This is a genomic window from Pantoea sp. SGAir0184, from assembly GCF_043544755.1.
In genome coordinates this window covers 2,121,719-2,143,892 of the sequence record NZ_CP028050.1, presented here as the reverse complement: position 1 = coordinate 2,143,892, position 22,174 = coordinate 2,121,719, and the positions used below count along the sequence as shown (strand labels likewise).

Genomic DNA, 22,174 nt, shown 5'->3' with positions numbered 1-22,174 from the left:
CATATGTTTGATTTTGTGGCAGGCTGTCAGTGAACATCTAATCACCTGACGAACATATGTGCAGGTGTCAGACCCTGTATCACTGGAGAGACGTGATGAAAACTATCGCTATTGGTGCCGATGATGCGGCTATCGATTTGAAAAACATCATTAAAAAGCTGCTGGAAGAGCAGGATTATCAGGTAACTGATTACAGTAACGACGCGCAAAATGACCGCCCGATGTATCCGGACGTGGCGTTTGCGCTCGCTACGGCGGTGCAGCAAAAGCAGTTTGAGCGCGGCATTTTGCTGTGTGGCACCGGCATTGGCGTCGCGATTGTTGCCAATAAAGTGGAAGGCGTGCGCGCCGCGCAGTGTCATGACACCTTCTCCGCCGAGCGCGCGCGCAAAAGTAATAATGCCCAGATCATGACCATGGGCTCACGCGTAATCGGGCCGGAGCTGGCGAAAAACATCGTTAACGCCTGGCTGGCATCCGAGTTTGAAGGGGGCGGTTCGACCGCCAAAGTGGAGAAGATCGGTTACTACGAACAGGTGTCACACGCGAAATAAGAGGTTATCGGGCGCTGAGTTGCAGAGCCGGCAGCGCCTGAGTGCGTGACATCGCCAGCGGCACGCTGACACGACTGGCCACTTTGGTGCGTGCCAGCCGTGTCATAGCCGGTGTTTTAACTGCCGCTTAGCGTACCGCTCAGCACCGCAGGCGCATCCTGCTGCACCAGAAAGGCGACCAGCAGGGCGTCGCGTTCACCGTGGATAGCCGGCAAGGCAGCGCTATCGCTCACCGCATCGCCTTTTTGCAGCCGCACATCCCCGGTGCGTGCAATGCCCTCCAGCACCGTGACCCAGCTGGCATAACCCGGCAAATGCGGCACCTCGATCTGTGCGCCACGATCCAGCCTGACGTCATAGATGTAAACGGCCTGACGCAGCGTCAAAGGTGCCGCGCTGTGCTGCGGACCGGCCAGCAGCGTCCACTGGTTAAGTGCCGCCCCTTCTGCCCGGTACACACTCTGCACCTGCCCTTCACCGCCGCCGGATGCCGGGCGGATGTACGCCTGCAGCATTTCGCTTTCAATCAGCGGTGCTGACTCTTCATGACGTACCCCACTGCCCGCGTTCACCAGCAGTGCGCGTTTGCCGTTGAGGGCGAGAGTCTCTCCCTCCTCGCGCCGGTACTGCACCGAGCCGCGCCAGACATAGCTGAAAATTTCATCATCCTGATGACGGCGCATCGGTACCACCGCGCCGGGCTTCAGCGTCATCTGGTCGACAATCGCCAGCGCGCCCAGTTGTTCTCCCGGCCGCTGCCGGCGAATGGTAAAGGGACCGTATTCAAACAGCTGGTCACGCTGCGCTTTAATCACGTTCATCAGTGGCTTCCTCAAAAATCAGGTTCTGATGACCATCATAAAGGCTGCAAAATTGCGTAACAGTAGGGCTTTTTGTTGGCTTAAATCAGTGGTTTTGAATGACCTTCGTCCGCGCCTTTAGTCCGCTGCAGTACGAAGCTGAGCGCCAGGTGCGGGCTGGTGAGTGGCCGCTGTGGCACAGGAAAACGCGACGCGGCGCCGGCCATTGACACCTGCGCTAACGCCACCTGAACCGCGCCCTGCTGCTGTCCCTGAGCGACGGCATCGGCGATCAGCGTGTAATAGTCGTCCAGCCGGCCAGCTTTGAATGCGGCCCAGGCATCCGGGATAAGCCTGACTTGCGGACGCTGGTCAGGTGCCAGACTCTCCGGGCAAAACAGCTGGCGCGTACTGTGCAGCGTAGACTCTGCGGCACACAGCACCAGCGCGGGTGCGCCACGGCGATGCACTTCGTCCGCCAGCATACGGTCAGTGCGATAAACCGCACAGCGCTGTTGTGGATCGCGAAAGCTGTCTGCGGCGGCACCTAAGGTAGAGCAGGTAATCAGTATCGCGTCGAACCACGGCGTCAGGCTGAGTAACAGCTGCTCCAGACGCTGCTGCTGGACCGGCGTCATGCCACCGCTGAGCTCTGCTTCTGCCAGCAGATGTGGCATCACCAGATGGCTGATTTGCTGAGGCGGAATGCCGAGCGACTGCGCGGCGTCATCAAAAATAGCAATATTACTGGCGGCGGTATGCAGGCAGGCAATGGTCACAACGATTCCTTATCGCTTCAGGTTCAGTACGTTGCACTATAGCCATAATCGGTGACGGAATGCAGCTTTACCGCTGGCTGGCAGGTTTCGCCGGATGCGGTGCGAGGCCGTTTCAACGCCTCACACCGTGCAACCTTCCTTCAGCCAGTCAGCGTGAAGTGCGATCTCAGAACCACACTTCTGCCTGTACGCCAAAGTTCCAGCTACCGCCAGCGGTAAAGCCCGCGCTGCCGAAATCATCGTTCAGCGCATAGTTGTCCAGCGCTTTAGACCAGTTCATCCAGGTCGCGAACAGGCGAATCTCCGGCCGCACCAGCATGTCGTTGATGTTGCCGACTTTAAACGTTGGCGCAAAGGTCAGCTTATATACATCGCCCTTCACCGCGTTGTACGTCGCGATGCTGCCGCCATCCTGATAGCTGCGGCCATTGGGTTTGAGGTCCATATACAGCCACGACGCCTCATATTGCAGCGCAAAGTTTTCCGTAATCGCCTGGGAGGCGCGCAGGTTGATGGTTGCCCAGTCATAGCGATCGCCTTTGCGGTAGCGATCCTCGCTGTGCTGCGCCAGCAGCGATGGGGCCACTGACCAGCGATCGCTCAGTGGCATCACGCCAAAGGTGGCCAGTCGCAGCGCGCTGGCGTTGCGCGTTAAGTCGCCGTCGCCACCGATCTGCCGGGTTTCTGCGCCCAGCCCTTTCCCCCATTGAAAGGCGTGAGTGCTGCTGCCCGGTGCCAGCCCGTAGAAGCGGTTTTTATCGTGCCAGGCCAGCATGGTAAACACGCCGTGCTTTGCCGTATCGTCACTGCGCAGCGCATAGCTGCCGGTGGTCGATGCGCGCCCTTTCAGCTCGTCGTTGCCGTTTGCGCTCATGCCGGTCAGCATCCACTGCCAGTTACCGTAAAACTGGTTAGAGGTCAGCAGCAGGTTTTGCACGTTGTTATCGTCGTAGCGGCTGCTGCCCAGGTCGCCAAAACTGCGGCCATAAATGGAGAAATCGCTGCGCCATTGCTCGTTCCATTGCAGGTTGCTGATGCCGCCGCCGGTGCCGCCAAGAAAGACGATATCGGTATCGGTGAAGTGCAGATCAAAATTGTCGCCGTCAAAGCGTTTGCCCGCCCACAGTGAGGCATGTTGCGCGGCGCCCCCAAAGCTGGGCAGATCCCCCATCTCGACATACACCTGGCGGATATTCAGGTTGTTGTCGTTATTCTGCACCCACGGGTCCGGACTGGATGAGCCATCTGCCAGCAGCGCTTTGAAATTGGCCCACGAACCATTACTGAACCGGGTTTGATTATGAAAGCCCAGCTCGATGTAGTGATCCTTTTCATTCCCTAACCGGCCAATATGCGCATCGCCGCCGATCGAACTGGCAGGCGAAATAGCAGGTCCGGCACGTCCACCGCGCCCTTTATCATTAATCAGCAGGCCGGAACGGGCGTAGCCGGAAAAGCGGAACGTGTTGGTTGTTCCGGCACTCGCCTCCTTTTGCTGCTGCTCATCGCGCGCGATTTTCTCTTCCAACTGGGCCAGACGCTGCTCCAGCGTTAATGACTGTGCCGCTGCACTGCCACCCACCATCATCCCCGCGATAGCCAGCGCCAGGCGCGCGGTTTTAGCCTTATGCATCACCATATTTATCTCTCTTATTATGTCCATTCATTAATTACAACGGGATTGCCTTTGACGCAGCGAGAGCATAAATAAGCGGATTGTGGTTCTTTTTGATCAATATCATTAAATTAAAAAGTGATATTTTACATGAAGTTATAAAATGATTGATTAATTCAAGGTCTGTTTTTACCTAAATGGAAAAATCCTTTGCGACCTGTCTTAAAAGACGGGTGAATTAATTTTTCTTTTCCGATCCCATTCGCAGAATGGCGCTTTTTCCGGCACGGAAAATCTGCTTAGCCTGCAGCAGAAATAAAAAGCAAATTTGCGAGCTGTGCCGCATCGCTTAATGCGGCAACCAGATGAGACGGCGCAATTATTCGGGCAAGCCTGCGCCTCGCTGCTACGCTTAGTGGTTGGATTATCCTTACAAAAGCTGGAGATATTATGAGCAATGACGATCGCAAGCCGACCACCACGGATGCTGGCATTCCGGTAGCCAGCGACGAACATTCTTTGTCCGTCGGTCCTGACGGCCCGCTGATGCTGCACGATCACTACCTGATTGAGCAGATGGCTAACTTCAACCGCGAACGTATTCCAGAGCGTCAACCGCACGCCAAAGGCAGCGGTGCATTTGGCTATTTTCAGGTGACAGAAGATGTCAGCCGCTACACCAAAGCGGCGGTATTTCAGCCCGGCACCAAAACCGATGTGGTGATGCGCTTCTCCACCGTGGCCGGCGAGCGTGGCAGCCCGGACACCTGGCGCGATCCGCGCGGCTTCGCGATCAAGTTTTACACCAGCGAAGGCAACTACGACATGGTGGGCAATAACACGCCGGTGTTCTTTATCCGCGACCCGATGAAATTCCAGCACTTTATCCGCTCGCAGAAGCGCCGTGCCGACAACAATCTGCGCGATAACGATATGCAGTGGGATTTCTGGACGCTGTCGCCAGAGTCGGCGCACCAGGTGACCTGGCTGATGGGCGACCGCGGCATTCCGAAAAGCTGGCGCCACATGAACGGTTACTCCAGCCACACCTATATGTGGGTTAACGCCGCCGGGGAAAAATTCTGGGTTAAATACCACTTCAAAACCGATCAGGGTGTGGAGTTCCTGACGCAGGATAACGCCGATCTGCTGGCCGGCCAGGACGGCGATTACCATACGCGCGATCTGTTCAGCGCCATCAAAAATGGTGATTTCCCCAGCTGGACGCTGTACATGCAGATCATGCCGTTTGCCGAGGCGGAAACCTACCGCTTCAACCCGTTTGATCTGACTAAGGTCTGGCCACACAGCGATTATCCACTGATTAAAGTCGGCAAACTGATGCTGAACCGCAACCCGACCGACAACCACGCGCAGATTGAACAGGCGGCGTTTGAACCAAACAACCTGGTACCCGGCATCGGGCTGAGCCCGGATAAGATGCTGATTGGCCGGGTGTTTGCCTATGCCGATGCTCACCGCGCCCGTCTGGGCGTTAACTACAAGCAGATTCCGGTCAACGCCCCGCAGGCACCGGTGCACAGCTACAGCAAGGATGGCGCGATGCGCATCAATCCGGTCAGCGATCCGGTCTACGCGCCGAACTCGAAAGGCGGTCCGGCGGCGGACGGCGAGCGCTACCCGACGGATTCCACCTGGGAAGCGCATGGCAACATGGTGCGCGCGCCCTACACGCTGCGTCAGGATGATGATGACTTTGGCCAGGCCAATACGCTGGTCAATAAAGTGCTGGATGAGGCGGCACGTGATCGTCTGGTGAATAACGTCAGCGGTCATCTGCTCAACGGCGTGGAGGAGCCGGTGCTGTCGCGCGCGTTTGAGTACTGGCGCAACATCGACCAGACGATTGGCGACCGCATTGCCCAGCGGGTACAAACCGAGCGCGCCAAGCGTTAATGAGCTGATTTATAAAAATAGAAAAGGCGCCCGCGGGCGCCTTTTTTGCATCGACAGGATTATTTCAGACGGAACGCCACCACGCTGTCGCCGGCTTTGGTGCCGAGCGAACCGTGACCGCCTGCGGCAATCACCACGTACTGCTTACCGTCGCTGCCCATGTAAGTGGATGGCGTCGCCTGCGCGCCGGCGCTAAGCTCCTGCTGCCACAGCAGTTCGCCGGTGGTGCTGTCATAGGCACGAATGAAGTTGTCTGCGGTGGCACCGTGGAACACCAGATCGCCGGCCGTCAGCAGTGGCCCGCCGTGCGCCACCATGCCCATCGGGAAGCCAATCGGGAAGCGGCCCGGCAGGAAGCTGGTTTTCAGGTTTTTCGTGGTGCCAACGCGACGCAGCCATTCGGTTTTACCGGTTTTCAAATCCACGCCGACCATGCGGCCCCACGGCGGTGCAATGCACGGAATGCCCAGACCGGAGGCCAGCTGCTGGATGTGGATGGCGTAATCACCGTGGAAGTTTTCGTTCCAGTAAGGCTGGCCATCTTTGGTGAACAGGCGCTCCGTCGCCGTGGCGGGCGTACGCTTGATCAGGTTGTATTTGTAGGCGAGGCGCACCGGTGCGGCAATCAGCATCTGACGTTGCGGATCAACCGCCACCGATCCCCAGTTAAACACCCCGATATTGCCCGGGAACACCAGCGAGCCGCCTTCTGTGGCTGGCGTCCACGGATTGCCGTCATAGCGCAGGCTGCGGAAATCCATACGGCAGGCCATTTGATCAAACGGCGTGATGCCCCACATTGACTTCTCAGTCAGCGGCTGCGGAATAAAGTTCAGGCTGGATACCGGCTGGGTGGCGGCGAATTTCTCGCCCGGCACGCCGCCTTCCGTCGAAACCTTCACGTCGTTAACCGGATAAACCGGCTGGCCGGTCAGGCGATTGAGCACAAACAGATTGCCGGTTTTGGTCGGCAGGATCACCACCGGCTGTTTCTGGCCCTGATAATCGATATCGACCAGCGATGGCTGTGACGGATTATCGCGGTCCCACAGATCGTGATGGGAGCTCTGATAGCGCCATTTGAATGCACCGGTCTGCAGATCGAGCGCCACTAACGCATCACGGAATTTCTCTGTATTGCTATTGGCATCGCGCTCGATGCCCAGTTCATCCGGCGAGGCGTTGCCAAACGGCACATACACCAGGCCGTTTTTCAGGTCAGCGCTCAGCGTACCCCAGGCCACCGGCGTATCCTGCGGATAGGTCTGGCCAGCAGCTATCGGCGCGGTATTTTGCGGATTAGCCGGATCAAAGTTCCACACCAGACGACCACTTTGCACATCATAGGCGCGAATTACGCCAGAGGGGTTACCGCTGTTGAAGCCGTTATCCATAACCGAGCCGCCGACAATCACCAGATTGCCCGCGACCAGCGGCGCGGCGGTCTGCATCAACGCGTGTGGACGAACCTCACCCATATTGGCATGCAGATCCACCACTCCGTTGTTGCCAAAATCGGCGCACGGTTTGCCGCTGTCGGCATCCAGCGCAATCAGCCGGGCGTCAGTGGTGGCGTTAAAGATGCGCTTGCGGCACATCGCCGGCGTCGCCGCCGTGTCCTGTGCGGCAGCCGGTGCGCCCGCGTAATAGCTGACGCCACGGCAGGTCTGATGCTGCTGCAGATAAGAACGATCTTTCGCCGGCGTGTATTTCCACTTCACCGCACCACTCTGCGGATCGAGCGCGTGGACCTCATTGTGCGGCGTACAGAAATAGAGCATGCCGTTGGCTTTCAGCGGCGTGGCTTCGAAGGTGTATTCGGTGGCATCGTTATCCTGACGCAGATCGCCGGTGTGATAGGTCCAGGCCACTTCGAGATTGCGCACGTTCTCTTTGGTGATCTGATTCAGGGCGGAGAAACGCAGGCCGTCGGCGGTGCCGCCGTAGGCGGTCCAGTCAGCGCTCGCGCCCTGCTCGCTGTTTTGTTCACGCGCATTGGTGATGGTGCCGGCCTGCGGCAGCGGATCGTAAAAGCACAATCCAATCACCAGTACAATCATGATGGCCACCGTGCTGCCGAGCAGGCCGTGGAAGCGACGCTGTCCCTGATACAGCGGTTTGACCACCCACGGCATCGCCAGCCACAGGCCGATCACGCCAAACAGATCGCCGCGCGGGATCCACTGCCACTTGTCGAAGCCGACTTCCCAGATCATCCATGCCAGCGTGATCCACATCAGCACCGCATACAGGGTCAGCGCGCTGCGCTGATTGCGGAACAGTAAAATGGCGGTGATCAGTAATCCCACCGCCATCAATGCGTAAAATGCGCTGCCGCCCATCAGCAGCAGCTTGCCGCCCATATAGAGCAGCGCAACACCCAGAATTGCCAGCACGAGACTGGTCAGTTTGTTTATCATGCGAATCCCTCAACGCTCATCATTATTAACCACCCCAAACCAAAGACACATAAACTCAACAAAATCTTAACTTACGTAACCGTTAGTTAAAAATTTGCCTGGCGGCGTGTCGTTAGTGCCGCTTATCAATGTAGCTCTGCTCCTTCATGCTGCGCCCCGCTTCGCTCGTAGTGTGAGTGAAATCACGTTTCAATTTTGTTGGAGGAAATTAATCAATCATCAGGAAAATCCGCATTTTTTGATAACGCAGCAGGCGATATGACTAAAGGCGCGACAGGCGTGCTGCCGGGCAGCCTGCAATTTGTCGGCACACGTATTTCTGGTGAAATTATTTAATTGATTAGTAGCGTACAAATGCGATTTGTCCTGGTCATGTCAGAACCTGATGGTAAAAAAGCAGGCAACGCTGCGCTTTGCCCTAAAAATAGCGTCTTTCCGGCGCGGTGACATTGATAAATGAAATAGCGTATTTATTATTTTGAGAGTTTCCTTAGCCTGTCTGCCAAATTAATCGGTGATATATATTATCTGACTGCTCTGCGGCAAAGCCGCTTATAAAAAGAAGGTTATTATGATCAGCGCAGACGCTTTTTATCGCAAATTACGTTTTCCATTTAAACTCACACATGCTGCCATTAAATTTCCCGTGGCCAATGCGCACGCCCGGCAATACCAGGTCCTGTCAGCAGAACAGACCATCGATCTGCTGCTCAGCGATGACCGGCTCTCAGCGTGCCGCTATGGGGATGGGGAACTGGAAATGACGCTATTTAAGAATATTGGCTTTCAGTCTTTTGATGAGCGCCTCTCCATTCGCCTGAAAGAGATCATGCGCCGTGGCACGCAGAGCGATAATCGCTGTCTGCTGTGTATGCCTGATGCCTTTCGCGGCACCGGGAATATGCGTTTTGGCTCAGCGCTTTTCTGGTTTTTTCATAAAGCGTTTTTCTTTCGCCACTATGAGCATTTATTAAAGAAAGGCTATCGCTATGGTAATACGTCGGTAACGCGACCTTATCATGATTATAAAGATAAACAGCCGGCGGCACGTATTTTTGCCAAATTTAAACAGCTGTTTCACGATAAAAAAATTCTGATTGTTGAGGGTAGCGGCACGCGCCTTGGTCTCGGGAACGATCTGCTGGATGGCGCGCGGCAGATCCGGCGCATTACCACCCTCAACCGTAACGCCTTTTCGGTTTATAACGAGCTATACAGTAATGTGCTGGCGCACGCGCGCGAGTTCGACATGGTATTGATCTCCCTTGGCCCGACGGCAACCGTGCTGGCTTACGACCTCAGTCAGCACGGTATTCGCTGCATTGATACCGGCCATATCGATATTGAGTATGAGTGGATGCGCAGCGCGGCACGCACCAAGGTGCAGGTCGCGGGGAAAAATGTGAATGAGGTCGGTTTATTACAGAGTGACGAGCAGCATGAAGCGGATGCGCATTACCGCAGCCAGATTCTGCTGCACGTTGGCTTAGGTCAGGAGCCACTGCGCAGTGCCGCAGTGGTCACGCAGCCGATAGTGTGATGCAGCGCACCGTAACCGATCGTGCCGGCGATCGGTTTGGTGCAGCACGCTCAGATAGCGGGTATTTATTAGCCAGCGCGATGGTTTCGACTGCGGCGGCGCGGGCACTTATGCCATGGCGGACACTAATTAGTTAGCAGCCTTAGCAATCTGGCATTACCTTTGCTTAATGATTCCTGTGTTCATTTTCAGGAGTCGCATGATGAAAGCGTCCTCAACCCGCTACACCATTTTCTCGCTGCTGTTTCTCATCGCACTGATTAACTACATCGACCGCGGTGCGCTGTCGTTCGCCGCCAACGCCATCTCGCAGGAATTTCACTTCAGTAAAGTGCAACTCGGTGCCGTGCTGGGCTACTTTGGCTTTGGCTATCTGTTCGGGTCGCTGTGCGGCGGCTTCCTTGCCGACCGGCTGGGCACCAAAAAGGTCTGGCTGATGGCTGGCATTCTGTGGTCGCTGCTGGAGATCGCCACCGCCTGGGCCGGAGAGCTGGGCATGGCGCTGTTTGGCGGCTCGGCGATCATGGGGTTTGCTGCACTGCGCGTGCTGTTTGGCTTCAGCGAAGGGCCGGCCTACGCGTTGATGAACAAAACCATCGCCCACTGGGCACCGGATAACGAACGCGGTTTCGCGCTGGGAATTGGCCTGCTGAGCACCCAGGTGGGTTCGCTGCTGACCGCACCGATTGCCGTCGGACTGCTGCTGCTCACCAACGACTGGCGCATGATGTTTATGCTGCTCGGCGCGTTTTCACTGCTGGCGATGCTGCTGTTTGCCCGCCACTTTACTGATACGCCACAGCAACATCCCCGTGCCAATGCCGTCGAGCGTCAGCTGATCATTGCCGGGCAACGCCAGCAGCCGCAGGACGAAGGCGCGCTGCCGTGGTGGCGCTTCTTCACCAGCCGCACGCTGGTGTGCAACGCGCTGGGCTATTTCAGTTTCCTCTACATCACCTTTACCCTGGTGACCTGGCTGCCGAAATATCTGCAGGATAATTTCCACTATGACCTGCACTCGCTGTGGTATGTGGCGATGATCCCCTGGAGCGGTGCCTGCCTGACGGTGCTGCTGGGCGGACGCATCGCCGATCGCCTGCTGGCACGCTTTAACAATCTGCGGCTGGCGCGCAACCTGTTTGCCGCTGTGACGCTGTGCGCCACCGCCTGCTGCTTTATGGCCATTCCCTGGGTCGGATCTGCTGCCGGGATTATCGCGCTGATGACGCTCGGCAACGCGCTCAATGCGCTGGTGAATAACGTCTACTGGTCGGTCGTGATTGACGTGACGCCGAAGGCATCGGTCGGCACCTTCAGCGGCATGACGCTGGCCATCGCCAACCTCGCGTCGATCATTTCACCGATGCTGTGCGGCTGGCTGGCGCAGTACTACGGTTATAACGCCATGTTTACCGTCACCGCCTGTATCGCCTTTGGCAGCATGCTGGCCATGACGCTGCTGCAGCCGGAGAAACGCCTGCAAGCCGATGCGCCGCCAGCCGCCGCGCAGCAGGCTGTGTAAGGGTTATCGCCCGTGCCGCTGGCAGAAGGCGGCGATATCCGGCGACTGAAAATCCGCCAGGTGCGCCATCAGCTTCTCCAGCGGCCAGTTCCACCAGGCAATCGCCTGCAGCTGCGCCGCGATATCGGCGCTGAAACGGGCGCGAATCGGTTTCGCCGGCACACCTCCGACGATGGTGTAAGGCGGCACATCTTTACTCACCACCGCCCCGGCCGCCAGCACGGCGCCGTCACCGACCGTCACGCCAGGCAGGACAATCACGCCGTGACCGATCCACACATCGTGACCAATGATCACCCGATCGGCACGGCGTCCGGCGAAGAAACCGGCATCACGCTGCGCGCGGCTGTCGTAATACTCCGGGCAGTAGGTGAAGCGATGCTGTGAGGCGCGATCCATCGGATGATTCGGTGCCCCGATACGCACCTGATTGGCGATGGCCGTAAAGCGGCCAATCTGCGCATCCGCCACGCAGCAGTGTTCCCCAAGGTAGGAAAAATCACCCAGTTCGCTGTATTCCAGATAACTGTGCGCCAGAATTTCACACTGCTGGCCAATCTGCGTGTCGCGCAGACGGACGCTGGGATCGATCGCGGTGTGCTGCAGTTTAGCGGGATGCTGGGTGGTAGAAATCATAAAGCAGGTGCTCCGTTGTGGTCAGATGTCTGGATAAGTGGTTGCCTCAACGCAACCGCGAGCCACAACACTAGAGCGGGAAGATGACAGGAATGCTATCGTGTTGCTCCACCGGGAGATCTTCAGGAGAAAATGGAATGAAAGCGTCCCTGCCGTTATTAGCCTTGCTATTCAGTCCCGCCCTCGCCTTTGCCGCCCTGCCGCCCGACATCAAAGCCGGAGAAATTGTGCAGGTCGAACTGGCGCAGCTGCATCCCACTCAGGCCGCCATTGGTTATCGCCAGCTGGATTACAAGCAGCATCGTTATCAGGCCGATCCGGAAAAGCTGTTCGATGACTATTGCGAAAGCATGGGACAAGAAGGGGTGAAAAGTTTCACGCCGCGCTCCACCCTGCGCGATCCGGCCAGTTTCAGCTGTAAGGCGCCGGTCGGCAGCGAGCCCGGCCCGATGAAAACCGCGGTGATCGGCCCGGATAATCAACTGTACCTGACTGATGGCCACCATACGTTCAGCAACTTTGCTGACATAGCCGGCCTGTCAACGCCGGTGCAGGTGCGCATTACCGATGATTTCCGCCCGCTGAAAAGCCAGGCTGCTTTCTGGCAGAAAATGGCGGCGGCACATCTGGTGTGGCTGGAGACGCCAAACGGTAAAATCGCCCCCGAAGCGCTGCCGCAGGAGCTGGGTCGCCAGCATATGCAGGATGATGAGTATCGTTCGCTGATCTACTTTGTGCGCGATATCGGCTTCGATAAGCCAGACAACCCGCCGCCGTTCCTGGAGTTCTTCTGGGGACAGTGGCTGAGCCGGGAACTGCCGCTGAAAGCGTTCAACCTGCGCGACCGCGACGGCTACGCCGCAGCGGTGAAAAAGGTGGCGGAGAAGATGGTGAGCGTACCGAAGGACACGGTGATTGCGCAGAGTGATAGCGGTCCGCTGACGGCGCAGGCGCTCGGTGCCAGAGACGCGGTGAACCAGAAGGCGCTGAACAAGTTAAGCGCCGATAACGGTAAGCTGAGCTGGGCGTTTAAACGTTAAGCGGGCTGGGTAGTGTTGGGTTTATCCAGGTGCGCAGCAATGCGCACCCGACAAAACCCCACATCATTGTTGCAGATGCGCGGGCATGCGTTTTACACCGTTGTGGCAGGGTCGCCATGGATGGCGACCGAAAACGGCGGTTATGCCAGCTCGCTGTTTTTAACATCCGCGGACGGTGCCAGCAGGTTTTGATCGAAGGCGCGCAGCGGCTGGCCGTGGCGAACGCGCTGTGGCCAGTCCGGATTGGCCAGCGCGCTTTTGCCCAGCGCCACATAATCTGCGCCCTGATACAACGCCATGCCGGCGCGTTCGGCATCTGACAGCGATCCGTTGATCACCACCGGCAACTGTGGCGCAGCCTGGCGCGCCAGCTGTAGCAGCGACTCTGCCACGTCCGCGAACGCTGGCTGCAACGCATCGTGTTCGGTCAGGTGCAGATAATCGATACCTGAGTCGGCCAGCAGCGCAAACACCTGGCGCGCTCCGGCAGCGCCCTCCTGCCATTTATGCGTAAAATCATTCACTTTCCCCTGGGAAATCCGCACGCCCAGCGTGACGTTGGCACCGATGCGCTGTCGCACCGCGGCAATCACCTCCCGCGTCAGCGTCAGTCTTGCGATAATATCGCCGCCCCAGCGGTCGCTGCGCTGGTTGGTGTAATCGGTAAAGAACTGATCGAGCAGATAACCGTTGGCCGCGTGAATTTCAATGCCGTCAAAACCGGCTGCCTCAATGGCGCGCGCCGCGCTGTCAGCAAAGGCGTCAATCACCTGCTCAATCTGTTCATCACTCATGGCGCGCGGCAACGGGTAAGCGCCGTGGCCATGGTAAAACCGCAGCTGTTCGCCACGTGGCGGGATCGCCGAAGGCGCCAGCGTATCGCGCCGGTAAATATTGCCCTGCGATATCGCACCGGCGTGCATCAGCTGTGCAATGATTTTGCTGCCGTGCTGGTGCACGCTGTCGGTGATGGCCCGCCAGCCGGCGATCTGCTGGCGATTGACCAGCCCGGCCTGAAAAGCGTAAGTCTGTGACCAGGCTTCATCAATGTAGAGACCTTCGCTGATTACTGCGCCAAAGCCACCGCGGGCGAAACGCGTATAGTACTGCTGCATACGCTCGCCCGGGACACCGTCCACACTGGCGGAGATGCGCGTCATCGGTGCCACCATCAGGCGATTGGTTAAATCGAGGTGGTTAAGCGTACTGCTCTGAAACAGGTGTTTGTCGGTCATTCGGCGCTCTGAAATAAATTATCATCAGGAGCCATTATAGTGAGTCGCCATTGTGGCAAAAATGGCCGATTATGATACGTCTGCTTAACGGAAACCGTTACAATGAACTCCCGGGATATTGATGTTTTTCTGATGGTGTCGCAAACCCGCAGCCTGACGCAGGCGGCGCGGCGGCTCGGCACCACCACTATGACCGTGTCGCGCCGGCTAGCCTCACTGGAGGAAGATCTCGGCGTACGGCTGCTGCATCGCACCACGCGCGCCATTGCCCTTACCGATGAAGGCGAAGAGTTTCTTCCCTATGCCAGAACGCTGGCCGAGACCGAACAGAGCGCACGCAACCTGTTCGCGCCCGATAAACAGGGGGCCACCGGCCAGCTACGCATCACCGCGCCTACGGGGTTTGGCCGGCGCACCATCATTCCACTGCTGCCGTCACTGATGGAGCAAAACCCCGGGCTGCGCGTTGAGTTTCAGCTCAGCGACGATGTCACGGACATTGTCGGGCTGGGCTTTGATGTCGCGATTCGCATCGCCCCGCTGCGCGATTCCCGCCTGGTGGCACACCGTCTGGCCGACAACCCGCGCCGGCTGTGTGCGGCTCCGGGCTATCTGCAACGCTTCGGCACGCCGCGTCATCTGGCGGATCTGCATCAACACCACTGTCTGCGCATGTCGAATGTGGTGCAGTGGAGTTTTATGGTGGACGGTCATCTCTCCAGCCTGAGCGTTGACGGGCGCTTCAGCGGCAGCAATGTCGAAGGGGTGCGTGCGCTGTGCGTGGCCGGCAGCGGCATCGCGCAGCTTTCTGAGTGGGATGTGCGGGAAGAGCTGGCATCCGGCGAACTGGTGGCGCTGGAGCTGGAGGACGCGCAGCCGCAGATGCTGGGCGTGTGGGCGCTGTTTCCCACCACGCGCCACCTGCCGGCGCGCGTCAGCGTATTTGTTGCGGCGCTCAGGCAGGCGATGCAACAGCAAAGCCGGCCCGGCGCGTGACGCGGACGTACGAAAAAAGGCGGAGGGGTGAGCTCCGCCTTGTTTCAAGTTCCGGTCAGTGCGCCTGACCGGTCAGTTGCAAAAGGGCAACGATGATTTGCAGGATCACCCGGACAAGGTCCAGGAGTAATCGAACAAGTTCCATCACTTTCCTTCTCCTCTGACAGGAGCGCGCTGTTCAGCTTTCGGGGCCCTGACTCTACCCGCCGACCGCCTAAGCACATCTGTGAGGAGCGCTGAGCGGCACTCATTGTGAAAGCCACAGGCCAGCACCACCTGAAACCTGCCGGGGTTTGACTATCCGCGCCCCTGGAGTCATCAGAAAACAATAAGCATCCGCCGCGCTCAACACCTGTATAACCATACAGTATTTTAGCGAAACTTGAAATCTTTCGCTGCACATTTTATCATTCCTTTTGTGAGGAGTGCTGAGCACCCCGTTCCGAGCGCGGTTACCAGCCGGGTGACGAACATAAAAAAAGGATTTGGCGACCTGGCCAAATCCTTTTTTATTGCCTGCGATTATCCTACTGCGCGGCGCTGATACGCCAGATCGCGTTGCCGGCATCGTCGGCAATCAACACCCCGCCCTGATTATCCGTCGCCAGTCCTACCGGCAAACCGCGTACCTGCTTCTGATCGTCGGTGAGGAATCCTGACACCACCGTCTGCGGTTGCCCGACCGGTTTGCCGTTTTCAAATTTCACCCAAATCACTTTATAGCCGTTGAGCGGCGTGCGGTTCCAGCTGCCGTGTTCACTGATGAACGCGCCGCCGCGGTACTGCGGCATATTATCCGCGCCATAGAACAGCAGGCCGAGCGGTGCCACGTGTGAGCTCAGCGCATAGTCCGGCTTGATGGCTTTCGCGACCAGATCCGGCCGCTGCGGCTGCGCGCGCTCGTCGACGTGCTGACCAAAGTAGCTGTACGGCCAGCCGTAGAAACCTTTGTCCTGCACGGAGGTCAGGTAATCCGGCACCAGATCCGACCCGATTTCGTCACGCTCGTTGGCGATGGCCCACAGCTTGCCGCTTTGCGGCTCCCACTGCAGACCGGTAGGATTGCGGATGCCGCTGGCATAGATGCGGCTGGCACCGGTTGCGGCGTCCACTTCCCACACCGCCGCGCGGCCATACTCTGCGCCGATGCCGTTCTCGGTGATGTTACTGTTGGAGCCGACACCAACGTACAGTTTGCTGCCGTCCGGACTGGCGAGCAGCGCTTTGGTCCAGTGGTGATTCAGCTCACCGCCCGGCAGCGACGTCACCTCTTCCGGCGGCGTGCGGATTTCGGTTTCGCCGGTCTGGTAAGGGAATTTCACCAGGCTGTCGGCGTTAGCCACATACAGCGTATTGCCAATCAGCTGCATGCCAAACGGCGCATTGAGGTTTTCGATGAACCGGTGCTGTTCCCACTTGCCGTTAACGTTGCGCAGCAGCGTGATGCGGTTGCCGCCCGGGCCACCTTTGCCGGAAGATTTCTGCACCAGGCTCATGATCAATTCTTTCGGTGCCGTGACCGGGTTTTTCACCCCGTTGGCTTCTGCCACCAGCACGTCGCCATTCGGCAGCACATACAGTTGACGCGGGTGCATCAGGCTGGCCGGGATTTTCTCGATCTTCAGGCCGTCGGCCACTTTTGGTGTCTCGCCCTCTTTCCACGCGGTGCCTTCCGGCACCTGCATCGGCGGCATAAAGAAGTTTTTGGCCTGCGGCAGCTGCGGATCAGGGCCGATTTGCCGTTGCGGATCGAGGTCCGATCCGCTGTCGCAGGCGCTCAGCAGTACCGCAATTCCCAGCGCACTCATTACACTAAATTTCATGGGCGGCCTCCCTGTAAACGACGCTCGCGCAGCGCCAGCTGCAGATTCGCTATCAGCAACACCACCACCACCAGGGTGGAGAGCGTTACGCCCATCGGCACCACCGCATAGGCATCGCGGCTGTGAATGAATGCGTTGACGATGGCCAGCACGATCGCCAGCAGCGACAGCCAGAAATGGGTCTTCTCTGCGGCAGGTGCGCCACGGAATAAATGAATCAGGCTGATTAGTCGCGGCACAATCGCCAGCACCAGCCCGATGGCGATCAGCCAGCTGGCGGCTTTGGTCCACATGACGATGAAGGTTTGCAGATAGATAATATCAAACAGCCAGGCAGCAAAGAAAAAGCCCAGCGGCAACGGCTCAAGCAGGGTAAACAGCGTCACGCCAACAACCGAGCGTCCCGAGGTATGGTACATCGCACTCTCCCTATCACAGTTTTTCCAGGCGAGAGCGATCCGGCCAGGCATCGCTTCGCACGCCTGAGAAATATTAGTAAAGATAAAGAGTCATGCGCACAGCCCGCACAAAAAGTTAACCGTGCCGACGGAACTGGTTCAGTTCCTGCGCGTCGTGGCTGCAGAACAGTTGCACCTCTTGCGCGTGCTGCAGTGACAGCTCACGCAGCCGCTGCTGATTGCTGTGCCAGGCGGCGCGGTCACTGCACATCAGGCGCTGATAGGCGCGCAGGCCCGGCGTACAGTGGCGCTGGCTGTGGTACATTTCACCGCGATAAAACCAGGCGTCGCCGCCATGCAGCAGCCAGCCGCCCTGGTGACGAATCGCCACGCCCGCATGGCCCAGCGTATGTCCCGGCAGCGGCACCAGCAGAATCTCATCGCTGAGATAGTCGACCGCCTTCACCGCATCAAAGCCATACCAGCGCTCGCCGCCGCTGGCGTAACCGCGCCAGCCATCGTGCGCAGTCCACTGCTGCGGGCGAAACCGCTGACGCGCCAGCCAGCTGCTATCGCCCGCCTGGGTTACGGTATCCAGTTCACGCTGCAGCAGATGAATGCGGGCGGTCGGAAAATCACTGATGCCGCCGGCGTGGTCAAAATCGAGGTGGGTCAGAATAATGTGGCGCACATCTTCCGGGCGAAAACCCAGCAGCTGAATCTGTGCCAGCGCGCTGAGCTGCTCGTTATAGCGAATATTATTCAGCGCGCGGAAAAAGCCCGACAGGCGGCGGTCAGGATGGCGCATATCCTGCGTGCCCAGACCGGTATCCACGAGGATTAAACCGTGACGGTCAGTTTCCAGCAGTAAGCAGTGGCACACCAGTTCAGCAAACGGACCTTTGCTGAAACCATCGAATAACGCGCCACCGAGCGGGCACATGCAGCCACAGTTGAGGTGATGAATTCGCATTGTTCTCCCCCAAAAATAAAATGGCGCGAGCGCGCCGTTATTAAATGAATAAATAAAAAAGTGATTTAACATATATGTGCCATGATGATGGCAATTGCAAACAATCCAGAGTCATTCATTTATCGCTTTATTTATTACTCATTTAATTTCAATGCATTGAAATATTGAATGCGGATTTTTAATGAGCAAAAAAAATAACCGCAGCGCAAGGTTGTTCACGCTACGGTTATTTATCGCGGTCGGTTAACCGTTAATGATTAATCAGGCAGCGCGTGCCGCCCACCACAGGCGCAGCTTCAGCCCCCAGCTGCTGGTCCAGCCGCTGCTGGTGCTGACCACCTTGCCCTGATGCAGCACGATGAACGTCGGCGTGGCGCTGATTTGCCAGCGATCTCCCAGCGCCCCGCTTTCATCATTGACGGCGAGTCCCCGTACTCCTTTTTTATCCAGCCAGGTGGCGACGCGCGCATCGCTGCCGGATCGCAGAGCCACACTGACCACCTGCGTGCCGTGCTGACTGAGCGCGGCCACCGTCGGTGTGGTGAGTTTGCACACGCCACACCAGCTGGCCCAGACGTAAACCAGCACCGGCCGCTGCTGGCTCAGCGTCGCCAGGTTCACCTCGCCCTGCAGCGCGCTGAGCGGCTGCCGGGCCACATCCGCGGGCAGCTGCGGTGCACGCAGCCAGTCCATGGCCAGCAGCAGCGCCGCTGCCATCAGCAACAACAGCACGCCTTCGCGCAGCCAGCGCGTTAACCGGCTCATGGCTGAGCCTGCAGCGCACCTTTCACCGCGGCTTCCAGCTGTGCATAAGGCACTGCCCCGCTGATCAGTTGATTGCCCACCAGCGTGGCGGGCGTACCCTGCACACCCAGCTGCTGCGCCAGCGTCAGGTTGAGGTTAATGGTGTCGAGGCTGGCGGTGCTCGGCGCCGACAGGCTGATGCCACTTTTGTCCAGCGCGGCGGCGATGCTGGCTTCATCATGGTTGCCTTTCTTTGCCATCAGCCGTTCATGCAGCTTAAGAAAGTTATTCGGCTGCTGCTCCCACACCGTCAGCGCCAGACGCGCCGAACTGAGCGAGCTTTCAGCGCGGTACGGCAGCGGCTTCAGCACCACCGCCACCTGCGGATAGTTCTGCAGCAGTTTTTCGATATCCGCCTCAAACTTTTTGCAAAAGACGCAGTTGTAGTCGGTGAAATAGACCAGCGTCAGTGCCGGTTTTTTGGCGCCGATGCGCGGTGAGCCGGCATCGTTAAACAGCGCCGCGCGGTTTTTCTCTACCATCTGCGCGACCACGTTTTGCTGCTGGCGCGCGGCTTCTTTATCAAATGCGTCGGCGGCTTCTGCCAGAATCGCCGGATTTTGTACCAGGGTTTCGCGAATCAGCTGTTTGATGCGCGCCTCCTGCTCAGGGGTAAATGGCGCGGCGGCCAGGGCGGGTGCCGCCAGTAACATCAGCGAAAGTAACAGGGATTTTTTCATCATTTTTTTGCCTCAGAGAGTGTTGAAATCACCGCATCACGACTTAATAACGGCGATAAAATCTGGCCGTGCGGCAGTGCCGGGCCGTAAATCTGGTTAAAGGGGATTGCTACGCGATCGCGGCGGCGCAGGAACTCGCCGATGGCCGGATCCGGTTGTGTCCAGTCACCGCGCAGCAGCACCACATCCTCTGCGCCGAGGGCGGCACGCACGTCAGGCTGATTCAGCACCCGCGATTTATTCACTTTGCAGGTGATGCACCAGTCAGCGGTGACATCGACAAAGACGCGCTTATCCTGCTCCAGCGCCTGATTGATGGCGGCTTCGGTCAGCGGTTGCCATACCAGCGATTCTTCTTCCGGGGAGAGGCGCGTCAGCAGTAACAGCGCGCCCGCCAGCGTCACGGTAATGAACACCAGACCTGCCTGCGGCAGCGCGCGGCGTGCGACTAGCCAGCCCGTCAGCGCCAGCAGCAGGATGGCCGCCAGCAGAATGGCGACGGTGCTGCCCCAGTGGGGAATCAGCAGCGTCACCAGCCACAGCGTTGCCAGCAGCATCAGCAGCCCCAGCAGCGTGCGCAGATGCAGCATCCAGCGCCCCGGACGTGGCAGGCAGCGCGCCATACCCGGCAGCGCCGCAACCAGCAGCCACGGCAGACTCATGCCGACACCGAGCGCGACAAACAGCAGCCACAGCTGCGGCAGCGGCGCGGTCAGCGCATAGGCGACGGCGGTGCCAAGAAACGGTGCGCTGCACGGTGTCGCCAGCAGCGTGGCAAAGGCCCCCTGGCCAAAATGCCCTGCCAGACCGGCACCGCCATGCGTCGCCAGCCGGGTAGTCAGGCCGGAAGGCAGGCGGAAATGCAGCAGATCGAACAGACTGGCGCTGAACAGGAACATCACCAGCACCATCACCAGCAGAAAGCCGCTGCTCTGAAACTGAATGCCCCAGCCCAGCGCCTGACCGCTGAGCCGTAGCACGGTCATCAGCAGCGCCAGCAGCAGGAAAGAGAACAGAATGCCGGCGCTGGACGCGAGAAACTGCTGACGCGTCTGGCGTTGCGTCTGTCCCTGCTGCTGCACCAGACTGCTCAGTTTGATCGCCAGCACCGGCAGCACGCAGGGCATCAGGTTGAGAATCAGCCCGCCGAGCAGCGCCAGCAGCACTACCGACCACAGCGTGGCGTTCCCGGCGGAGGGAGAAAACAGTGGCTGATGACCAAGGGTCAGCTGGCTTTGCTGAGCGATACCGGCGTCAGTGATGACCAGCGACAGCGCTTTACCGCGCAGGTCCGGCGCGGCTTCGCCCCATTCGTCGGTTACCGCCACGCGTGCAGTCAGCGTCTCGCCCTGCACGCTGATTTGCGGCGCCGCCAGCATGCTGCCCTGCGGATAATCAAAGAACAGTTCCGGCTGCTGCCAGCCCTGCTGACGCTGCGCCCGGATTTGCAGCGTGCCATCAACGAAACTGGCATCAAGCTGATCGGTCAGCCCGCTGTCAGCCGGGATCTGCCCCATCGCCTGGGCGAAGTCACGTGCAAAATCCGGACTGGCGGGCTGCGAGAGATCGAGCTGGAACGGAAAGTCCGTCAGGATGCAGACGTCGCTACAGGTGGACAGCGTCAGCGTGCCGGCCAGCGTGCCCTGCGGGGCAGATTCGAGCACTATGGGCAGCGTAACGTCGCCTTTGTAGCCCTGCGTGGTGAGGCCGCTGACGTCAAAGCGCGCTGGCACTGGCCACGACCAGCGGGCGTTGACATCCGGCGTTTGCCAGCGGATTTCCGGCGCGACGCCGCCTTCGCCCGGCGAACGCCAGTAGGTTTTCCAGCCCGGCTGCAGGCGAATATCCAGCAGCAGTTGCAGGTGATCGCCCTGCGGCGCGGCGCGCAGGCGCACTTCGGCGTGGCTGTTTTGCGCATTGCGCAGCCAGCCCGTATCGGCGGCTTGCACGCTCAGCGCGCAGCTCGCCACGAGGAGCAGCAGGCTCCTGATCAGGAATGTCATAATCGTTTCTCCGGTGAATAACAGGGTTTACGCGGTGGATCGCGTAGTGTTATTCCCGGAAGACGCAGAGCGTGAGATGGCGCCGTCGCAGCGGCACAAACAGCGGTTCACGCCGCCAGACAGTGGCAGACGAGGTCTGGAAGAGCGTGGCGATCAACGCCAGCAGCAGTACGAGGAACGGCAGCGCGGTATCGAGCAGCGGCGCGCTGCCGCTGAGTGACTTAGCGCCCAGCGCACAGGGTTTATCACTGCTGGCACCGTCATCAACGGCGGCGCTGTGAACAGTAATGCTAACGACAGGCTGGGTCGGGAGATTGAAGCTGCGCTGGACGAGACAAAATGCCAGCACCAGACAAACCAGTGCCAGAATCCATTTTGCGCGTTGGGGCGATATCGTCATGCCACAGCCTCAGAGAAAAGTGCCGCCAGTTTATGCAAA

The 22,174-nt window shown here is 58.6% G+C and carries 20 protein-coding genes; 7 read left to right on the top strand and 13 right to left on the bottom strand.

From position 1 onward, the window contains the following. Nucleotides 1-95: 95 nt before the first annotated feature. The gene (locus C1N60_RS10065) at nt 96-554 is read left to right on the top strand and encodes an RpiB/LacA/LacB family sugar-phosphate isomerase (RefSeq protein WP_021506001.1); all 459 of its coding nucleotides are present in this window, start codon (nt 96-98) and stop codon (nt 552-554) included. Nucleotides 555-670: 116 nt separating this feature from the next. On the opposite strand, the gene C1N60_RS10060 is transcribed toward C1N60_RS10065, so the two are convergent. The 3 genes from C1N60_RS10060 to C1N60_RS10050 form a co-directional block, all read right to left on the bottom strand. Next, nucleotides 671-1,375, bottom strand: coding sequence for a pirin family protein (locus C1N60_RS10060; RefSeq protein ID WP_058774654.1), 705 nt, complete (start codon nt 1,373-1,375; stop codon nt 671-673). Nucleotides 1,376-1,455: 80 nt separating this feature from the next. Further along, complete coding sequence (locus C1N60_RS10055; protein WP_394520785.1) at nt 1,456-2,133, bottom strand: glutamate racemase; 678 nt, start codon at nt 2,131-2,133, stop codon at nt 1,456-1,458. Between the two features lie 166 nt (nt 2,134-2,299). Continuing rightward, a complete protein-coding gene (locus C1N60_RS10050; protein WP_394521748.1) occupies nt 2,300-3,721 on the bottom strand; it encodes a carbohydrate porin in 1,422 nt (473 codons plus the stop codon). A 477-nt stretch (nt 3,722-4,198) separates the two neighbouring features. Here C1N60_RS10050 and C1N60_RS10045 point away from each other — a divergent pair, with 477 nt between their 5' ends. Beyond that, a complete protein-coding gene (locus C1N60_RS10045; protein WP_058774652.1) occupies nt 4,199-5,665 on the top strand; it encodes a catalase in 1,467 nt (488 codons plus the stop codon). A 59-nt stretch (nt 5,666-5,724) separates the two neighbouring features. Here C1N60_RS10045 and C1N60_RS10040 read toward each other — a convergent pair whose 3' ends face one another. Beyond that, nucleotides 5,725-8,085 carry a membrane-bound PQQ-dependent dehydrogenase, glucose/quinate/shikimate family gene (locus C1N60_RS10040; RefSeq protein ID WP_394520784.1) on the bottom strand — a complete coding sequence of 787 codons (2,361 nt, stop codon included), beginning with the start codon at nt 8,083-8,085 and terminating at the stop codon, nt 5,725-5,727. 195 nt (nt 8,086-8,280) lie between these two features. On the opposite strand from C1N60_RS10040, the gene C1N60_RS10035 reads away from it, so the two are divergent. The 3 genes from C1N60_RS10035 to C1N60_RS10025 all read left to right on the top strand — a co-directional run bounded on the left by C1N60_RS10035 (nt 8,281) and on the right by C1N60_RS10025 (nt 11,147). Next, the gene (locus C1N60_RS10035; RefSeq protein WP_193751871.1) at nt 8,281-8,421 is read left to right on the top strand and encodes a hypothetical protein; all 141 of its coding nucleotides are present in this window, start codon (nt 8,281-8,283) and stop codon (nt 8,419-8,421) included. Between the two features lie 235 nt (nt 8,422-8,656). Continuing rightward, nucleotides 8,657-9,625, top strand: a complete 969-nt coding sequence (locus C1N60_RS10030) for a GT-D fold domain-containing glycosyltransferase (protein WP_058769833.1) — start codon at nt 8,657-8,659, stop codon at nt 9,623-9,625. A gap of 202 nt (nt 9,626-9,827) precedes the next feature. After that, nucleotides 9,828-11,147: an MFS transporter gene (locus tag C1N60_RS10025; protein WP_058769834.1), complete on the top strand. Its 1,320-nt coding sequence runs from the start codon at nt 9,828-9,830 to the stop codon at nt 11,145-11,147. Between the two features lie 3 nt (nt 11,148-11,150). Here the strand turns inward: C1N60_RS10025 and C1N60_RS10020 are convergent, their stop codons facing one another. Next, nucleotides 11,151-11,783 (bottom strand): DapH/DapD/GlmU-related protein, encoded by a 633-nt coding sequence (locus C1N60_RS10020; protein ID WP_394520783.1) that lies wholly within the window; start codon nt 11,781-11,783, stop codon nt 11,151-11,153. Nucleotides 11,784-11,920: 137 nt separating this feature from the next. On the opposite strand from C1N60_RS10020, the gene C1N60_RS10015 reads away from it, so the two are divergent. Continuing rightward, nucleotides 11,921-12,823, top strand: a complete 903-nt coding sequence (locus tag C1N60_RS10015) for a ParB/Srx family N-terminal domain-containing protein (RefSeq protein WP_394520782.1) — start codon at nt 11,921-11,923, stop codon at nt 12,821-12,823. A 140-nt stretch (nt 12,824-12,963) separates the two neighbouring features. Here the strand turns inward: C1N60_RS10015 and C1N60_RS10010 are convergent, their stop codons facing one another. Next, nucleotides 12,964-14,058: an oxidoreductase gene (locus tag C1N60_RS10010; protein WP_394520781.1), complete on the bottom strand. Its 1,095-nt coding sequence runs from the start codon at nt 14,056-14,058 to the stop codon at nt 12,964-12,966. A 102-nt stretch (nt 14,059-14,160) separates the two neighbouring features. On the opposite strand from C1N60_RS10010, the gene C1N60_RS10005 reads away from it, so the two are divergent. Further along, the gene (locus tag C1N60_RS10005) at nt 14,161-15,054 is read left to right on the top strand and encodes a LysR family transcriptional regulator (RefSeq protein WP_348878929.1); all 894 of its coding nucleotides are present in this window, start codon (nt 14,161-14,163) and stop codon (nt 15,052-15,054) included. Between the two features lie 527 nt (nt 15,055-15,581). Here C1N60_RS10005 and C1N60_RS10000 read toward each other — a convergent pair. The 7 genes from C1N60_RS10000 to C1N60_RS09970 all read right to left on the bottom strand — a co-directional run bounded on the left by C1N60_RS10000 (nt 15,582) and on the right by C1N60_RS09970 (nt 22,135). Further along, nucleotides 15,582-16,877: a PQQ-dependent sugar dehydrogenase gene (locus C1N60_RS10000; protein ID WP_394516584.1), complete on the bottom strand. Its 1,296-nt coding sequence runs from the start codon at nt 16,875-16,877 to the stop codon at nt 15,582-15,584. Continuing rightward, the gene (locus tag C1N60_RS09995; protein ID WP_021505986.1) at nt 16,874-17,296 is read right to left on the bottom strand and encodes a DUF2231 domain-containing protein; all 423 of its coding nucleotides are present in this window, start codon (nt 17,294-17,296) and stop codon (nt 16,874-16,876) included. The genes C1N60_RS10000 and C1N60_RS09995 overlap by 4 nt, the downstream gene beginning before the upstream one ends. 115 nt (nt 17,297-17,411) lie before the next feature. Further along, nucleotides 17,412-18,248 carry an MBL fold metallo-hydrolase gene (locus C1N60_RS09990; RefSeq protein ID WP_394520780.1) on the bottom strand — a complete coding sequence of 279 codons (837 nt, stop codon included), beginning with the start codon at nt 18,246-18,248 and terminating at the stop codon, nt 17,412-17,414. Nucleotides 18,249-18,509: 261 nt separating this feature from the next. Further along, nucleotides 18,510-19,013 carry a thioredoxin domain-containing protein gene (locus C1N60_RS09985; RefSeq protein ID WP_394520779.1) on the bottom strand — a complete coding sequence of 168 codons (504 nt, stop codon included), beginning with the start codon at nt 19,011-19,013 and terminating at the stop codon, nt 18,510-18,512. Continuing rightward, nucleotides 19,010-19,732: a DsbA family protein gene (locus tag C1N60_RS09980; protein WP_152391545.1), complete on the bottom strand. Its 723-nt coding sequence runs from the start codon at nt 19,730-19,732 to the stop codon at nt 19,010-19,012. Before C1N60_RS09980 ends, C1N60_RS09985 begins: the two co-directional genes overlap by 4 nt. Further along, the gene (locus C1N60_RS09975; RefSeq protein ID WP_394520778.1) at nt 19,732-21,735 is read right to left on the bottom strand and encodes a protein-disulfide reductase DsbD family protein; all 2,004 of its coding nucleotides are present in this window, start codon (nt 21,733-21,735) and stop codon (nt 19,732-19,734) included. Before C1N60_RS09975 ends, C1N60_RS09980 begins: the two co-directional genes overlap by 1 nt. A gap of 49 nt (nt 21,736-21,784) precedes the next feature. After that, complete coding sequence (locus C1N60_RS09970; protein WP_104092976.1) at nt 21,785-22,135, bottom strand: hypothetical protein; 351 nt, start codon at nt 22,133-22,135, stop codon at nt 21,785-21,787. Nucleotides 22,136-22,174 lie beyond the last annotated feature (39 nt).